At 73.6% G+C, this 16,022-nt stretch carries 14 protein-coding genes; 9 read left to right on the top strand and 5 right to left on the bottom strand.

What is annotated here, in order from left to right:
- Position 1 precedes the first annotated feature (1 nt).
- Positions 2–679 carry a response regulator transcription factor gene (locus tag AC5L35_RS10340; protein WP_495059365.1) on the bottom strand — a complete coding sequence of 226 codons (678 nt, stop codon included), beginning with the start codon at positions 677–679 and terminating at the stop codon, positions 2–4.
- A gap of 128 nt (positions 680–807) precedes the next feature.
- Here AC5L35_RS10340 and AC5L35_RS10335 point away from each other — a divergent pair, with 128 nt between their 5' ends.
- Positions 808–1,569, top strand: a complete 762-nt coding sequence (locus AC5L35_RS10335) for a hypothetical protein (RefSeq protein ID WP_495059364.1) — start codon at positions 808–810, stop codon at positions 1,567–1,569.
- A gap of 99 nt (positions 1,570–1,668) precedes the next feature.
- On the opposite strand, the gene AC5L35_RS10330 is transcribed toward AC5L35_RS10335, so the two are convergent.
- The 3 genes from AC5L35_RS10330 to xylA are packed head-to-tail and all read right to left on the bottom strand — an operon-like array spanning position 1,669 to position 5,461.
- Positions 1,669–2,883, bottom strand: coding sequence for an ROK family transcriptional regulator (locus tag AC5L35_RS10330; RefSeq protein ID WP_495059363.1), 1,215 nt, complete (start codon positions 2,881–2,883; stop codon positions 1,669–1,671).
- The gene (gene xylB, locus AC5L35_RS10325; protein ID WP_495059362.1) at positions 2,880–4,277 is read right to left on the bottom strand and encodes a xylulokinase; all 1,398 of its coding nucleotides are present in this window, start codon (positions 4,275–4,277) and stop codon (positions 2,880–2,882) included. Before xylB ends, AC5L35_RS10330 begins: the two co-directional genes overlap by 4 nt.
- Positions 4,274–5,461, bottom strand: a complete 1,188-nt coding sequence (gene xylA / locus AC5L35_RS10320) for a xylose isomerase (RefSeq protein WP_495059361.1) — start codon at positions 5,459–5,461, stop codon at positions 4,274–4,276. The genes xylB and xylA overlap by 4 nt, the downstream gene beginning before the upstream one ends.
- A 56-nt stretch (positions 5,462–5,517) precedes the next feature.
- Here xylA and AC5L35_RS10315 point away from each other — a divergent pair, with 56 nt between their 5' ends.
- Positions 5,518–6,372, top strand: a complete 855-nt coding sequence (locus AC5L35_RS10315; protein WP_495059360.1) for an exodeoxyribonuclease III — start codon at positions 5,518–5,520, stop codon at positions 6,370–6,372.
- A 51-nt stretch (positions 6,373–6,423) separates the two neighbouring features.
- Entirely contained in the window at positions 6,424–7,110 is a 687-nt protein-coding gene (locus AC5L35_RS10310) for a hypothetical protein (protein ID WP_495059359.1), read from the top strand.
- Positions 7,111–7,236: 126 nt separating this feature from the next.
- On the opposite strand, the gene AC5L35_RS10305 is transcribed toward AC5L35_RS10310, so the two are convergent.
- Complete coding sequence (locus AC5L35_RS10305) at positions 7,237–8,598, bottom strand: MFS transporter (protein WP_495059358.1); 1,362 nt, start codon at positions 8,596–8,598, stop codon at positions 7,237–7,239.
- 164 nt (positions 8,599–8,762) lie between these two features.
- Here AC5L35_RS10305 and AC5L35_RS10300 point away from each other — a divergent pair, with 164 nt between their 5' ends.
- From AC5L35_RS10300 to nudC, 6 genes are all read left to right on the top strand, one after another.
- A complete protein-coding gene (locus AC5L35_RS10300) occupies positions 8,763–10,025 on the top strand; it encodes an aldehyde dehydrogenase family protein (RefSeq protein WP_495059357.1) in 1,263 nt (420 codons plus the stop codon).
- 144 nt (positions 10,026–10,169) lie between these two features.
- Positions 10,170–11,015 carry an SDR family NAD(P)-dependent oxidoreductase gene (locus AC5L35_RS10295; protein WP_495059356.1) on the top strand — a complete coding sequence of 282 codons (846 nt, stop codon included), beginning with the start codon at positions 10,170–10,172 and terminating at the stop codon, positions 11,013–11,015.
- A 57-nt stretch (positions 11,016–11,072) separates the two neighbouring features.
- Positions 11,073–12,179, top strand: a complete 1,107-nt coding sequence (locus AC5L35_RS10290) for a hypothetical protein (RefSeq protein WP_495059355.1) — start codon at positions 11,073–11,075, stop codon at positions 12,177–12,179.
- 9 nt (positions 12,180–12,188) lie between these two features.
- Positions 12,189–13,481, top strand: a complete 1,293-nt coding sequence (locus tag AC5L35_RS10285; protein WP_495059354.1) for a M16 family metallopeptidase — start codon at positions 12,189–12,191, stop codon at positions 13,479–13,481.
- Positions 13,478–14,896 carry a M16 family metallopeptidase gene (locus AC5L35_RS10280; RefSeq protein ID WP_495059353.1) on the top strand — a complete coding sequence of 473 codons (1,419 nt, stop codon included), beginning with the start codon at positions 13,478–13,480 and terminating at the stop codon, positions 14,894–14,896. The genes AC5L35_RS10285 and AC5L35_RS10280 overlap by 4 nt, the downstream gene beginning before the upstream one ends.
- Entirely contained in the window at positions 14,893–15,891 is a 999-nt protein-coding gene (gene nudC, locus AC5L35_RS10275; protein WP_495059352.1) for an NAD(+) diphosphatase, read from the top strand. Before AC5L35_RS10280 ends, nudC begins: the two co-directional genes overlap by 4 nt.
- Positions 15,892–16,022 lie beyond the last annotated feature (131 nt).

Genomic DNA, 16,022 nt, shown 5'->3' with positions numbered 1-16,022 from the left:
TTCACGACGGAGTCTCCGGCCCATCGGTGCGCAGCACATAGCCCAGCCCCCGCACCGTGTGCACCAGCCGCGGCTCGCCCAGCTTGCGGCGCAGCGCGGAGATGTGCACCTCCACCAGGTTCGGGTCGTAGTCCGTGTAGCCCCACACGCGCGTGAGGATCTGGCCCTTGCTGACGACGCGGCCGCGTTGCGCCGCGAGGTAGTCGAGCAGGCGCAGCTCGGTGGCCGTCAGCTCGATCGGGACGCCACCACGGCGCACCGAACCGGCGGTGGCGTCCACCAGCAGGTCGCCCACCTCCACGGTGGACGGTGTGCGGCCGGTGCGCCGGAGGACGGCCGTCACCCGTGCGACCAGCTCGGCCAGCGCGAACGGCTTCACCACGTAGTCGTCGGCGCCGCCGTGCAGCCCGCGCAGCCGGTCGTCGACCGCGTCTCGGGCGGTGAGCATCACGACCCCGGCGTCGCTGCGCCGGCGAACCACGTCGAGCAGCGAGAAACCGTCGCGCCCGGGAAGCATGATGTCGAGCACCACGAGATCGGGCCGGAACGCCTCGAGGTCGTCCTCCAGGGCGCGTCCGTCGGCGCGTCCGCACCCGACGAAGCCCGCCTCGGCGAGCCCGGCGAGCACCGCGGCCCGGATCGCCTCGGCGTCCTCCACCACGAGTACGCGCGCGGTCACCACACCATTCTGCGCTGCTCCCGGCGTCGGCCGGCTGAAGATCGGCTGAAGGTGTGGCCCGGCTTCAGGTCCGGTTCAGGATCGGGCGGAACCGTCGGAGGTACCGGATCGAGCCACCAGGAGAAGCGATGACCACCCCCACCGACCCGCCCACCGAGCAGCACCCCCTACCGCCGCCGCGCAAGCCGTGGCGTTCCCGTATCCGCAGCCGGGGCGTGATCATCGGAGCTGTGATCGTCGCGGTGCTGGTCGCCGGCGGCGTGGCTGCTGCGCTGCTGATCCCCGACCACGGACGGTTCGGCCCCGGCTTCGACCGGCACGGGCCCATGGGCGCGCTGGGCGCCCCCGGGGCTCCCTGGCACGGCCCGGGCGACGGCGGCCCCTGGCACGGCCCGGGGCCGGGCGGTCCTGGCGGTCCCGGCGGCCCGTTCGGTGGCCCACCCCGTGGGGGCGGCCCGGGACTCGGGAACGCGCCGGTGCTCACCGGCACCGTCGTCTCGGTCGCCGACGGAACGCTGGTCGTGAACGTCGACGGCGGGGCCCAGCGGACGTTGCGCACCGACGGCGACACCTTCGTGCGGGGTGCACAGAACAGCGCGCTGGGCGATCTGCAGACCGGTGAGCGGGTTGTCGTCCAGGTGCAGGGAACGGGCGCCACGGCCGTCGCCCGCGCGGTCTGGACGCCGCAGGCGAGCGTCACCGGCACGGTGACCGCGCTGACCGGCGACCGCGCCTCCGTCACCTCGGTCGACGGGCTGACGGTCACCGTGGACGTCACCGCCCTGTCGCAGAAGCCGGTGGTCGGCGACGTCGTGGTCCTGACGGGCGTGGCCGCCGACGGCACCACGATCCGCGCCGACGGGATCCGGGTGCTGCCGCGGGTGTCGTAGCGCCCCGGCCCGCCCCGATTGCAGCAAAGCCACTTTCATGCAACCACGTTGCGTCAAAGTGGCTTTGCTGCAACGCGGGGGCGGGCTTGGGCGGGTCGCTCAGGGGCGCTTCGCCCCCGCCGGGTCGGCCAGCAGGTCGTGCACCACTGCCGTGGCCGCACCGCGCAGGGCGGCGTCGGCGCCCAGTGTGGAGAAGCGCACGTCGACCGCGGGGCGGGACACCACCCTGGCGGCCAGCTCGGCGCGGACCGCGTCGAGCAGCGCGGCCCCGCACCGCGGGTAGCTGCCACCGAGCACCACCGCGGGCACGTCGAGGAGGTTGATCGCTCCGGCCAGTGCCACGCCCAGCGCGCGTCCCACTCGCGCCAGGACGTCCGGTGGCGGTGCGGCGACCAGCGACTCCAGGTCGGGTGCGCCACCGGCCCGCAGCATCGCCTCCAGCCCGGCGGCGGTCTCCAGGCAGCCCCGGCCTCCGCAGCTGCACGGCGGCCCGTCCGGTTCGACGACGACGTGGCCGATCTCCCCGGCCCGGCCACCTGCTCCACGGAAGAGCTTGCCGCCGAGCAGGATGCCGGCGCCGACGCCGATCCCGCCCGAGACGTGGACGGTGTCGGCGGGGCCGCCCGACCACAGCTCGGCCAGCGCGGCCAGATCCGCCTCGTTACCTGCCTGTACGGGCAGGCCGAGGCGGCCGCCGAGCTCGTCGCCCACGGCCACGTCGACCCAGCGGGGCAGGTTCGGAGCTCGCAGGAGCACCCCGTCCGTGCCGACGACACCCGGCAGTGCGACCGCCGCCCCGGCGATCACCAGCCCGGCCTCGGCGACCACCTCGGCGGCGAGCGCCTCGGCGGTGGCGAGCCCGACGGCGGGCACGTCGTCGCGGTGGTCGGAGCCGACCACCCGCCGGGCCCGCACGGCGCCGGCCAGGTCGACGACGCACACGCCGACGGAGTCGACCCCGATCTCGACGCCCAGCCCGGCGGGTCCGGACGGGTCGAGCCGCAGCGGGCTGGCCGGGCGCCCGGTGCCGCCGCGCGCGGCGGCGAGCTCCGTGACGAGCCCGGCCGAGATGAGCTCCTCCACCAGCGACGACACGGTGCCGCGGGTGAGCCCGGTGCTCGCGGCGACCGCCGCCCGTGACACCGGGTGCGGCCCGGCGACCTCCCGCAGCACGAGTGCGAGGTTGTGTCGCCGGACCGTGTGCTGCCCCGCCCCGTGCCGTGCGACCAGCTCCCCGCGAGTCGCCCGTTCCCGCCCCGCGAGTCGCCCGCCAGGTGTGCGCGAGTCGCCCGCGTCGGCAGGAATGGTGCTCACGTGAGCCGGCGCGCCGTCATCTCGCGGACCTCCGCGTACCGCTCCCGCACCGCAGGCGTCGGCTCCCCCTCGAACGAGACGGTGTCGGCGGCGGCCCACACCGGCGGTTCCGCGTTGCCGGAGAGCACCCATGCCGCCTGGCGCGCGGCGCCGTCGGCCACGTACTCGCCCGGCGTCGGCAACAGCACCGGACGGCCGAGCACGGCAGGCGCGATCCGCGCCACCGCCTCCGACCGGGCCCCGCCACCCACGAGGAACGCCCGCTGCACCGGCACCCCGGCCGCCACCAGTGCGTCCAGGGCGTCGGCCAGGCCGCAGAGCAGCCCCTCGACAGCGGCGCGCGCGAGGTGGGCAGGCGTGGAGCTCGCCAACGTCAGCCCGTGCAGGGCACCGGTGGCGTCCGGCCGGTTCGGTGTGCGCTCGCCCTCCAGGTACGGCACGAGCACCAGCCCGTCCGCCCCGGCGGGCGCGGACAGCGCGAGCCGGGAGAGCTCGGCATGGTCCACGCCGAGCATCCGGGCGGTCGCGTCGAGCACCCGCGCGGCGTTGAGCGTGACGACGATCGGCAGGTTCTCGCCCGTCGCGGACGCGAAGCAGGCGATGGTCCCGGTCTCGTCGCTCACGACCGTCGGTGTCACCGCGGAGACGACGCCCGAGGTGCCGAGCGAGACCACGACGTCACCGTGGCCGGCGCCGAGGCCCAGCGCCGCCGCCGCGTTGTCGCCCGCGCCCGCGCCGAGCAGCACCCCGTCGGCCGTCCGCCCGGCGGTCTCGGCCGGCCCGAGCACCCGGGGCAGCCGGACGTCGGAGCGGCCGAACGCGCGTTCCAGCAGGTCAAGCCGATACTCGCCGGTGAGGTCGACGTAGCCGGTGCCGCTCGCATCGGACCTGTCCGTGACGAGGTCGTCGAAGGACGAGGTGCCGAGCAGCTTCCAGGTGAGCCAGTCGTGCGGGAGGCACACGGCCGCCGTGGCCGCCGCATGCTCCGGCTCGTGCCGGGCCAGCCAGCGCAGCTTCGTCACCGTGAACGACGCAACGGGCACGCTGCCGACCGCCTCGGCCCACTCCTTCGCACCCAGCTCAGCGACGAGGTCGGCGGCCGCGCCTGCGGAACGGGTGTCGTTCCACAGCAGCGCGGGCCGCACGACCTCGCCGTCGGCGTCGAGGCAGACCATGCCGTGTTGCTGACCGGCAACGGCCATCGCCTCGACGCCATCGAGCCCGCCCGCGTCGGCGATCGCGCCCTGTAGGGCGTCCCACCACGCGTTCGGATCGACCTCCGTGCCGGGCGGATGTGGTGCCCGGCCGGAGCGGACCAGTTCGCCCGTCGTCGCGTCGCGGATCACGACGGTCGACGACTGCGTCGACGAATCGACACCCGCGACGAGACTCATGACCGGGCGCCGAGCAGGTGCTCGAGTGCCAGCTGGTTGAGGCGGACGAAGCCGTAGCCGCGCTCGCCCGCCTTCACGGCGTCGTAGTCCTCGTAGGCGCCGCGGTCGGCCTTCAGGTCGGCCACGGTCTCGCCGGAGTTCAGCGTCGGCTTGGCCAGGTCGGCCACCCCGGACACGGCGAGCGCCTCGGCCACCTCGGGGTCGGCCCGGAACGCCGCGGCGCGCTCCTTCAGCAGGAGGTAGGTGCTCATGTTGGCCGCAGCCGACGCCCAGACGCCGTCGATGTCCTCGGTGCGCAGCGGCTTGTAGTCGAAGTGGCGCGGCCCGTCGTAGCGGGGACCGCCGCCCGGGGCACCGTTCTCCAGGAGGTCGACGGTGGAGAAGGCGTTCATCAGGTCGCCGTGGCCGAACACGAGGTCCTGGTCGTACTTGATGCCGCGCTGGCCGTTCAGGTCGATGTGGAAGAGCTTGTCCGCCCACAGCGCCTGCGCGATGCCCGCGGTGTAGTTGAGCCCGGCCATCTGCTCGTGGCCGACCTCGGGGTTCACGCCGACGATGTCGCCGTGCTCGAGCTGCGCGATGAACGCGAGCGCGTGGCCGAGGGTCGGCAGCAGGATGTCGCCGCGGGGCTCGTTCGGCTTGGGCTCGATGGCGAAGCGGATGCCGTAGCCCTGCTCCTTGACGTACGCGGCGAGCAGGTCGATGCCCTCGCGGTAGCGGTCCAGCGCTGCGGCGATGTCCTTGCCCGAGTCGACCTCGGCGCCCTCGCGGCCACCCCAGAACACGTAGGTCTTCGCACCCAGCTCGGCGGCGAGGTCGAGGTTGCGGATCACCTTGCGCAGCGCGAAGCGGCGCACGCCGCGGTCGTTGCTGGTGAACGCGCCGTCCTTGAAGACGGGGTGCGTGAAGAGGTTGGTGGTCATCATCGGGACGACCAGCCCGGTCTCGTCGAGGGCGGCCTTGAACCGGGTGACGATCCGGTCGCGCTCGGCCGCGTCGGAGCCGAACGGGATGAGGTCGTCGTCGTGGAAGGTCACGCCCCACGCGCCGAGGTCGGAGAGCCGGTGCACGGACTCGACGGGGTCGAGCCAGGGGCGGGTCGCGGTGCCGAACGGGTCGGCGGCGGGCCAGCCGACCGTCCAGAGCCCGAAGCTGAAGTGATCCTCGCGAGTGGGCTGCGGCATTGGGTAACCCCTTTGTTCGGCCATCGTACAAACTCCGTCACGGTAGCCTGCTCGAGGTGCGTCTGGCTACGTGGAACGTGAACTCGGCTCTCTCCCGGTTGCCCCGGCTGCTGCCGTGGCTGGACGAGCGCGCCCCCGACATCGTGTGCCTGCAGGAGACCAAGCTCTCCGACGAGGCCTTCGCCGAGACGTTCACGGCGCCGCTCGCCGAGCGGGGGTACGCGGTGGCGCACCACGGGGAGGGCCGCTGGAACGGCGTGGCGCTGCTGTCACGCGTCGGGCTCGACGGCGTGGTGCGCGGGCTGCCCGACGAGCCGCGCTTCCCGGCACCCGACTCGCCGGCCGAGGCCCGCGCGATCACGGCCACCTGCAGCGCCCTGCGCGTCACGTCCGTGTACGTGCCCAACGGCCGCACGCCGGATGATCCCCACTACCTCTACAAGCTGGAATGGCTGAGGGCGCTGCGCGAGTCGGTGACCACACCCGCCACCACCGTCATCGCCGGGGACGTGAACATCGCGCCCACCGACGAGGACCTGTGGGACCCCTCGCTCTTCGTGGACTCCACGCACGTGACCCCTGCCGAGCGCAAGGCGCTCGCCGAGATCAAGGGGCTCGGGCTCCACGACGTGGTGCGCGACCGCTGGCCTACCGACCGGGTGTTCAGCTACTGGGACTACCGGGCGGGCCGGTTCCACAAGGACCTCGGCATGCGCATCGACCTGGTGCTGGCGGGCGCCGATCCGGCCGGTCGCGTGCAGGCGGCGTGGGTGGACCGCAAGGCGCGCAAGGGCACCGGACCGAGCGACCACGCCCCGGTGATCGTCGACCTGGACACCGCACCCGACGGTGACATCGGCCCGGTCGTGCCTCCGCCGTCGACGCCCGCGAAGCTGCCCCATCGGCGGTAGGCCGCCGTCGCGTGCTATGCGGCATTCGTTCCGGCTGTCACACTCGATCGAATGTCGGGGGTGCACGTACAGCCACGGTTCGGCCAGCCGGATGCGGCCCCGGGGGTGCCCCGGCTGATCGCCGCGGCGCTGCTGGTGGTGTCAGGGGCGCTTGCGGTGAGCGGGAGCTTCCTGGCGCTGTCGGTCCGTCGCTACGAGTTCAGCCTCAGCGGACCGACCGTCGTCAGCACCACGGCGTGGGGAGTCGGCATCGAGCCGCCCCCTGAGGCGCCCACCTCCGTGGCCGCGGCCGCCCCTCTCGGCATCCCGGTGATGGTGGCGGCCGGAGCGGCGGTGATTGCGGCGATCCTGTTGCTGCTGTCGGCCCGCAAGCCGGGTGACCACGTGCCGGCCCGGATGCTCGGGGTCGTGTCGGCGGGGCTGCTCGGGGGCAGCGTCTGGATCATCTGGATCGAGCTCACCACCCAGGCGAGCAATGCGCGGGCGGCCGCGGAGAGCGGCATCGACAGCGGGTTCCGACCCATGGTCGGCTACGGATCCGGCGCCTGGCTCCTGCTCGGGGCCGCCCTGGTGGCGCTCGTCGCCGTCCCGCTGCTGGTGATACGCGCCGACGACGCACCGACCGAGCCGCCGGGTCCGTGGCCGCAGTTCCCGCCACCGCCCGGTGACCCCCGATCCGGTGGTCCGGGACCGTGGTGGCCGCCGTCGCAGCAGGGTGCCCCGCCGCGTCAGGGGTGATCGAGCACCGGTGCGGGGTACTGCTCCGGCGCGACACCTACGGGCTCGGCGCGACATGGACACATATCGCTTCCGAAAAGTCGCTTGGAACAGCGACATGCGTCCATGTCGCGCCTGAGGGAGACGTCAGGCGGGTGTGGTGCGGGCTGCTACCGCAGCGCCCGTGACGGCCAGCGCCGTCAGCAGCGCCACCAGCACCGGGAGCGCGGCCGCCGGGGTGCCGAGCAGTGCGAGGAGCGCACCGCCCGCCCCGACCATCGCGGCGGTGGTGAGCTGGTCGGCGATCTGCGCGGCGGATGAGTGGAAGCCGACCTGGCCCGCCGCCGACTGCTGCAGCAGCAGGAAGGACATCGAGGAGAAGCCGAGCCCCATGCCGAGGCCCGCCACCACCCAGAACGGGAGGGCCAGCCACGGCACGCCCCACGCCGGGGCCACGAGCAGCATGCCCGCCGTCCCGACGGCGACCCCGCAGAACCCGATGCGCAGCAGTACGGCGCGAGGCAGGTCCGGGTGCCGGCCCTGCCACGCCGACGCCGCCGACCAGCCCAGCGAGCCGACGATCAGCGGGAGGCCCGCCATCGCCAGCGACCAGCCGTGGGTGCCGTTGAGCATCAGCGGCAGGTACGCGTTGACGGTGAAGAACACCCCGGCCAGCAGCCCGCGGGAGAGCACGACGGTCGGGATCCCGCGTCCCGCGCGGAACACACCGCGAGGGAACAGGCGCACCAGCGCCGGTACCAGCACCACGATCGCGACCCCGGCCACCACGGCGGCGACGACCCCACGCTGCTGGGACGCCCAGCTGAGTGCGGCCACCCCCACCGCGGCGCCCAGCGCGGCGGCCACCAGCCCGCGCCGGGGCGGGGTGACCTCACGGTGCGGGTCGGGCGGTCCCAGCCTGCGGACCGCCGGAACGACGAGACCCACCGCCAGCGCCACGAACGGCACCAGCCCGAGGAACACCCAGTGCCAGGAGACCGTCTCGGTCACCAGGCCGGAGACGGGCGGTCCGAGCAACGCGGGCAGCACCCAGGCCGAGGAGATCAGCCCGAAGACCGCCGGCCGGGCCCGCTCCGGGTAGACCGCCGCCACCAGGACGTACACGGCGACCGCCTGCGTCCCCGCGCCGAGCCCCTGCAGTACGCGCCCGAGCAGCAGCTGGGGCATCCCCGCGGCCGTCCCGGCGACGACCAGTCCGATGCCGAACAGCAGCGGGGCCCCGACCAGGGGGATCCGCGGCCCGGCCCGGTCGCACCACCGCCCGCCCAGCACCGTGGCGAACACGGCGGCCGCCATGAACGCCACGAACGGCCACGCGTACAGCGACACCGCCCCGATGTCGGCGACGAGCGCAGGCATCGCGGTGCCGACGCCCATCGACTCGAACGCCACCAGGCTGATCAGCAGCACGATGCCGATCGTGGTGGCCCGGCGGTCGGGTCCGAACAGCTCATTGCGAACGGCGGTGGGCGCGGCGGCTGCGGTCACGCCGAGATGGTGCAACCTCACCACGGGTTCAGGTCAACTCGGTTCGCGCCACATGATCGTCGCGAGATCGATGTGATCGCCCCGGCGGGGGCAAACAGCCGCCATCTCGCGGCGATCAAGGATGGCGTGCGCGGTACGACCGGCGTGCGTGGCAACCTTTCCTGGTGAGCACCAGCACCGCCGCGCAGACCACGACGCCCGAGGCCACCGCCGTGCGGGAGGCCGCCCAGCGAGCCGCAGCCGCCGCCCCGGGCGTCCGGGCCGCGGGAGGCGCCGCTGTCGACGCCGCGCTACGGACGGCCGCGGAGCTCATCCGTGAGCGCGCCGACGACCTGCTCGCCGCCAACGCCGCCGACGTCGAGGCCGCGCAGCACAACGGGATGGCGCCCGGGCTGCTCGACCGCCTGCGCCTCGGTCCGGAGCGGCTCGCCGACATCGCCACCCAGCTCGAGGTGCTGGCGGCCACGCCCGAGCCGCCGCTCCAGCGGGAGGTGCGGACGCTGCCCACCGGTGAGCGCGTGTTCGAGCGTCGGGTGCCGGTCGGGGTCATCGGTGCCGTGTTCGAGGCCCGCCCGAACGTCACCGTGGACGTCGCCTCGCAGGTACTGAAGGCGCGCAGCGCCGCGGTCCTGCGGACGGGGTCGGCCGCGCTGGGCTCCGCCCGCGCTCTCGTCGACCTCGTCATCGCGCCTGCCCTGGAGCGCCACGGCGTTCCGGCGGCCGCCGTGCAGCTCGTCCCGACGCCAGGGCACGCCGGGGCCGAGGCACTGGTCGGGCTGCCCGACCTCGTCCCGCTCGTCGTGGTGCGGGGCAGCGGAGAGGTCACCAGGAAACTGTCGACGCTGGGCGCGGCCGCCGGCACCCGGGTGCTCGCCCACGCCGACGGCGGCGGCGTGCTCTACCTCGACGCCAGCGCCGACGAGGCCGACGTGACGCGGCTGGTCACCGAGAGCACCGACCGGCTCGGGGTCTGCAACCGGCTCAACCTGCTGCTGATCGACCGTCCCGCCTACGACCGCCTCTGGCCGGTGGCCGAGGCGGCCCTGCTGGCCAGGGAGATCACCCCGAGCCTCCCGCCGCACGCCCACCGGCTCGGCCACGAGTGGGCCCTCGACTCCGGCGCGGAGGCCCACGTCACCGTCGCCACGGTCGACGGCCCGGTCGACGCGGCGCTCATCGCCGCCCGGGAGACGTCCGGGCTGGCGGCCACGGTCTGCGCATCCGACCGCGCCGCCGCCGAGGCGTTCATCGACGCCTACACGGGCACGGGCGTGTTCTGGAACGCCACCACCCGCCTGCTCGACGGCTACAAGCTCCTCGGCCTGCCCGAGACCGGCATCAACGTCGACCACACGCCGGGGCCCCGCGGGCCGGTGACCTACCTCGACCTGTCGCTGCGCCAGTTCGTGGTGCTGCCGCCCGCCTGACCCCCGTGCGCCGGGCTTCGCCAGGTTCAGGAAAGCCACTTTCAGGCCCTCTCAGGGCAGCAAAGTGGCTTTCCTGAACTCGGGGGTGAGTGCCGAGGGGGATGCTCGGCCGGGGAACTCTCCGCGATTCCGAAAGGCACCACGATGGTTGACGACGACAGCTCGGCCCACCGCACCTGGTTCGTCACCGGGACGTCATCGGGGTGCGGCCACGCGCTGGTGGTGGCCGCGCTCGAACGCGGTGATCGGGTGGTTGCCACCGCCCGGGACACCGAACCGCTGACCGACCTCGTCGGGAGCTTTCCCGACCAGCTGATCGTCGTCGAGCTCGACGTGCGTGACGAGGACGCCGCCCGGGCCGCCGTGCAGCGGGCCGTCGACGTCTTCGGCCGGATCGACGTGGTCGTCAACAACGCGGCGTACGGCCTGTTCGGCGCGGTCGAGGCGACCAGCGACAGGCAGGCCAGGGAGCTCTTCGACAGCAACGTCCACGGGGTGCTGAACGTGTTGCGTGCGGCGCTGCCGGTGCTGCGTCGGCAACGAGCGGGCCATGTGGTGCAGATGTCGGCGCTCTTCGGGCACATGGCCTGGCCCGGCTGCGGAGTCCTCGCCGCCACCAAGCACGCGGTCGGCGGGCTCACCGAGGCGCTGGCGATCGAGGTCGCTCCGCTGGGGATCAGGTGCACCATGATCGAACCCGCTCAGCTCGCCACCCCGTTCGTGGCCAACGCGGTGCTCGCCGAGTCCATCCCCGACTACGACGAGACCGTCGGAGCCCTGCTGCGGTCGCTGGGTGCGGTGAGCCCGGAGTCGCTGCCCGACGCGGCCCGGGTGGCGGCGGCGGTCCTGGACGTGGTCGACGCCGAGCAGCCCCCGTTGCACCTGGCGCTGGGCAGCACGGCCGAGAGCGAGATCCGCAGGGCGCACACGACGCGACTGCGCGAGCTCGACGACTGGGCCGGGACGAGCCGGGAATTCGACGTATCGTGACCCAACACTCGGGAAACCCGCATACCGGATCAACCGAGCTGCTGCCAAGCTGACCACATGGCGACGACGGTGGGGGCGCAGCCGACCTGGTACCTGTTCCGCGACTCGGGTGAGGCACGCCCACGGGCGTCCTTGCGCACCAACGTGATCACCACCGTGCTGTCGGTGTGGTTCACGCTCGGGCTGTTCCTCGACGCCTACGCGCACGCCAACTTTCCCCAGCTCGAGAGCTTCTTCACCCCGTGGCACGCCGTGTTCTACAGCGGTTTCGCGGCCACGGCGGGCTGGATCCTGTGGACGGTGTGGACGCACGTCCAGCAGGGCAGGCGCGGGGTCGCCGCGGTGCCGGCGGGCTACGGGATGACCATGGTGGCCTTGCCGGTGTTCGCGGTGTCGGGCGGCATCGACCTGGTGTGGCACGAGGTGATCGGCATCGAGACCACCACCGACATCTTCTTCAGCCCGAGCCACCTCGGCCTCATCGGCTCCATGGTCGTCATCCTGACGAGCCCGCTGCGCGCCGCGTGGGCCGATCCGGACCTCCCCGCCCGTCCGTCGCTGCGGGCGCTGCTCCCCTCCGTGCTCACCCTGTCGTTCGCCGCGAGCCTCGTGCTGCTGTTCCTCACCTACGGCAACGCGCTGCTGTTCTCCTCGCGCAACGTCGTGGCCATGTTCTCGACCGTCAGGGACAATGGCCCCGGCACACTCGCGTCGCGCATCGTCCTCACCAACCTCGTGCTGCTCGCGCCCCTGCTGGTGATCGCCCGCCGCTGGCACCTGCCGTTCGGCACGGCCACGATCGCCTACACGATCGCGGCGCTGATCTCCGCGGTCCTCATGGGCTTCGAACTGCTCACCCTCCCGGTGGCGATCGTCGTGGCCGGTCTCCTCGTCGACCTGCTCGCGGTATGGCTGCGGCCCAGCGCCGACCGGCGGGCGGCCTTCTGGATCTTCGGCGCGGCGGCGCCGCTCGTCACCTGGGCGGTCTATCTCGGGGCTGCGTCCCTCGCCGAGGGCGCGCTGCCCGCCGTCGTGGAGTTCTGGACGGGCATGCCGGTCATCGTGGCTCTGCTCGGCTGGGCGCTCGCGGCGCTGATGCTGCCGAACGCGATCACCGCGGGGGAGTCGACCGGTTCCGAGCGGGCCGCCGCCACCTCGGGCTAGATTCGGGACGTGCCTGCCGTAGAACTACACAGGACGACGCTGGCCAACGGCCTGCGGGTCCTCGTCGTCCCCGACCCCGCCACCCCCGTCGTCGGCGTCGCGCTGCACGTCGACGTCGGCTTCCGATCGGAGCCGGAGGGGCGCACCGGCTTCGCGCACCTGTTCGAGCACCTGATGTTCCAGGGCAGCGAGAGCCTGGAGAAGCTGGCGCACTTCCGGCACGTCCAGGGCTCGGGCGGAGTGTTCAACGGCTCCACCCACCAGGACTACACCGACTACTTCGAGGTGCTGCCCGCAGCGGCGCTGGAGCGGGCGCTGTTCCTGGAGGCCGACCGCCTGCGCGCACCGAAGCTCACGGAGGAGAACCTCCGCAACCAGGTGGACGTCGTCAAGGAGGAGATCCGGCTCAACGTCCTGAACCGGCCCTACGGCGGCTTCCCCTGGATCCTGCTGCCGCCGGTTCTCTACGACACGTTCCCCAACGCCCACAACGGCTACGGCGACTTCTCCGAGCTGGAGCAGGCCTCGCTCGACGACGCCGCGGCCTTCTTCGACACCTTCTACTCGCCGGCCAACGCGCAGGTCACCGTGGCGGGTTACCTCGACGTCGACGAGACGTTGCGGCTCGTGGAGAAGCACTTCGGCGACATCCCCGCCCGGCCGGCGCCCGTCCGCCCGTCGTTCGCGGAGCCGCTGCCGAGCACCGATCGCCGCCAGGCCGTCACCGACGCCCACGCCCCGCTGCCCGCGCTCGCACTCGGCTACCGGCTCCCCGACCCCGCTGCCGACCTCGACGGTTATCTCGGCCACGCGCTGCTGGCCTCCGTGCTCGCCGACGGTGAGGCGGCCCGGCTGCAGCGTCGGCTCGTGCACGTCGACGGGCTCGTCACCGACATCTCGGCGAGCGCCGGGCTGATGGGTCCGCTCGACGCCCGTGACCCGGACACGTTCACGATCACCGCCGTGCACCCCGCCGCCGTCGCCCCCGACCGCGTGCTCGCCGCCGTCGACGAGGAGCTCGACAAGCTCGCTGCCGCAGGCCCGAGTGCCGACGAGCTCGCCCGGCAGGTGGCCCGCTGGTCGGCCGGGTTGCACCAGGAGAACGACCGCGTGATGTACCGGATGCTCGGCCTCGGTGCGCGCGAGCTGCTCTACGGCCGGGCGGAGATCGCCGTCGAACTGGCCGACCGGCTCGCCGCCGTCACACCGGAGCAGGTCCGCGCCGCGGCGGAGAGCCTGCGCTCGTCCGGGCGGGGCGTCCTGCTCGTCGAGCCGACCGCCGCCCAGGAGGGCAACGAATGACCACCGCAACGCAGGACACCTCGGGGCACGGGAACGCCGTTCCGGGCGAGAACCCCCGCCACCGCAGCGCCGAGGAGATCGGCCGCACCGAAGCCGGGCCACGCCCGCTGCCGCCGCTGGGACCCACCCGCGCCGTCCCGCTCCCCGACGTGGAGGAGCGCACGCTCGACTCGGGCCTGCGGGTGCTCGCCGCCCACCGCCCCGGCGTGCCGATGGTGGAGCTGCGGCTGCGGGTCCCGTTTGCCGGCGACGAGCCGGAGCACTCCGCCGTGAGCGAGCTGCTGTCGTCCACGCTGCTCACCGGCACCACGAGCCGTGACCGGGTCGGCATCGACGACGAGATGGCGGCCGTCGGCGCCGACCTCGGGGTGAACGTCGACCCGGAACGGCTCCAGATCGGCGGCCACGGGCTCGCCGAGGGGCTGCCCGACCTTCTCTCGGTGCTCGCGGACGTCCTCACCTCGGCCACGTATCCCGACGCCGAGGTCGCACGTGAGCGGGATCGCCTGATCGAGCGGATCTCGGTGGCCCGCTCGCAGCCGCGCACCATCGCCAGGGAGGCGTTGCAGCGCAAGCGGTTCGGCGACCACCCGATCACCCGCGAGATGCCCACCGGCGACGACGTCGCCGCCGTCACGGCCGACCAGATCCGGGCGCTGCACGCCGCGTCGCTCGTTCCGCGGGGATCCATCCTCACGCTGGTCGGCGACATCGACACCGCCGGGGCGATCGCCCAGGTCGAGAAGGCGCTCGGCGGCTGGACCTCGGACGTCGCGGCCCGTGAGCTGTCTCCACCGTCCGCGATCTCCCCCGGCGACCTGCAGTTGGTGCACCGCCCGGGATCCGTGCAGTCGCAGCTGCGGCTCTCGGCGCCGGCGCTGCGCCGCCACGACCCGCGCTACGCGGCCCTGCAGCTGGCCAACCTCGTGTTCGGCGGCTACTTCTCCTCCCGGTTGATGGAGAACATCCGCGAGGACAAGGGCTACACCTACGGTGCCCACTCGGGCGTCGAGTTCGTGCCCGATGGCGCGGTGCTCGGCGTCGAGACCGACGTGGCGAGCAACGTCACCGCCGCCGCGTTGCTCGAGACCCGCTACGAGCTGGGCAGGCTCACCGCGGTGCCGCCCACCGAGGCCGAGGTCGAGGCCGCGCGCAGCTACGCGGTGGGCTCGCTGCTCATCTCCCTGGACAGCCAGGGCGGCCTCGCGTCGTCGCTGTCGGCGCTGGCCGCCGACGGGCTCGGCATCGACTGGCTGCGGGGCCACCCGGCGCGGCTCGAGGCGGTCACCACGGAGCAGGTCGCCGAGGTGGCACTGGAGTTCTTCGCACCGTCCGCGTTCACCGGTGTCGTCGTGGGCGACGCCGACGTGATCGGCGCCGGGGTGCGGGCACTCGGCGGGATCACGGGCCCGTGAGCGGCTCCTGCGCGGTCGGACCCGCGCTCGACTTCACGCTGCTGGTCCCCCCGGTGCTCTCCCGCTCGGCAGTGCTCCGCGACGAGCCGTTGCGCAACGACGCCGCGCGGCAGATCGAGGGGTGGCCACAGGCGCGCCTCGTCGTCGTCGACTCCAGGGGCCGCACGCCCGTGGACTGGGACGGCGGGCCTTCCGACGCCACCTGGGAGGCGGTCACCGGCGGTGGCGCCCGCCTGCACACCCGGCCCACCACGGGCGACGTGCCGTCGGAGGGCGCGGTGCTGTTGGGGGAGGGCGACGGCGTCGCGTACTGGGGGGTGCGCGGCGAGCCCGACCCGGACGCGGGCGAGGACCCGAGCCGCTGGCTGGACCTGCGGATGGCCGGAGCCGCGCTCGACTCGCTGGGCGCCGGCCTGCTCACCACCGCGGTCGCCGTCCTCAACTGGCACGACGCCGCTCACTTCTGCGCGCGCGACGGCTCCGCGACGCACCCGCGCCTGGCCGGGTGGCACCGGCACTGCGAGGCCAACGGGCACGAGGAGTACCCCCGTACCGACCCCGCCGTCATCTGCCTGGTGCACGACGGCGCCGACCGCGTCCTGCTCGCCCGGCAGCCGTCGTGGCCGGAGGGGCGCTACTCGGTGCTCGCCGGGTTCGTCGAGGCCGGGGAGTCGCTCGAGGCGTGCGTGCTGCGGGAGATCCACGAGGAGGTCGGAGCCACGGTGCGCGAGGTCCGCTACCTCGGCAGCCAGGCGTGGCCGTTCCCGCGCTCGCTGATGGTCGGCTTCCACGCCGAGGCCGACCCGGACGTCCCGCTCGTGCCCGCCGACGGCGAGATCGCCGAGGCGATGTGGGTGAGCCGGGCCGATCTCCGCGCCGCCCTCGAGCACGGGGACTGGGCCGCCGACGGCCAGCAGGGCGCGCGTCCCCTGCTGCTGCCCGGCCGGGTGTCGATCGCGCGCTCGATGCTGGAGTCCTGGGCCGCCCTCGACTGACCACGCACATCTGTTGGCCACCGTGCACACGTCCTGACGTGTGCACGGTGGGCAACGCGTGTGCGCGGTGGAGGTTGTCCACAGGTTCCGCGGAACGGGCCCTCGGCTTCCGGCCTGCGCGCGAGGCTGAT

It is taken from the genome of Pseudonocardia sp. OZ21 (assembly GCF_059359135.1).
This window is presented reverse-complemented; position numbering and strand designations above follow the sequence as displayed.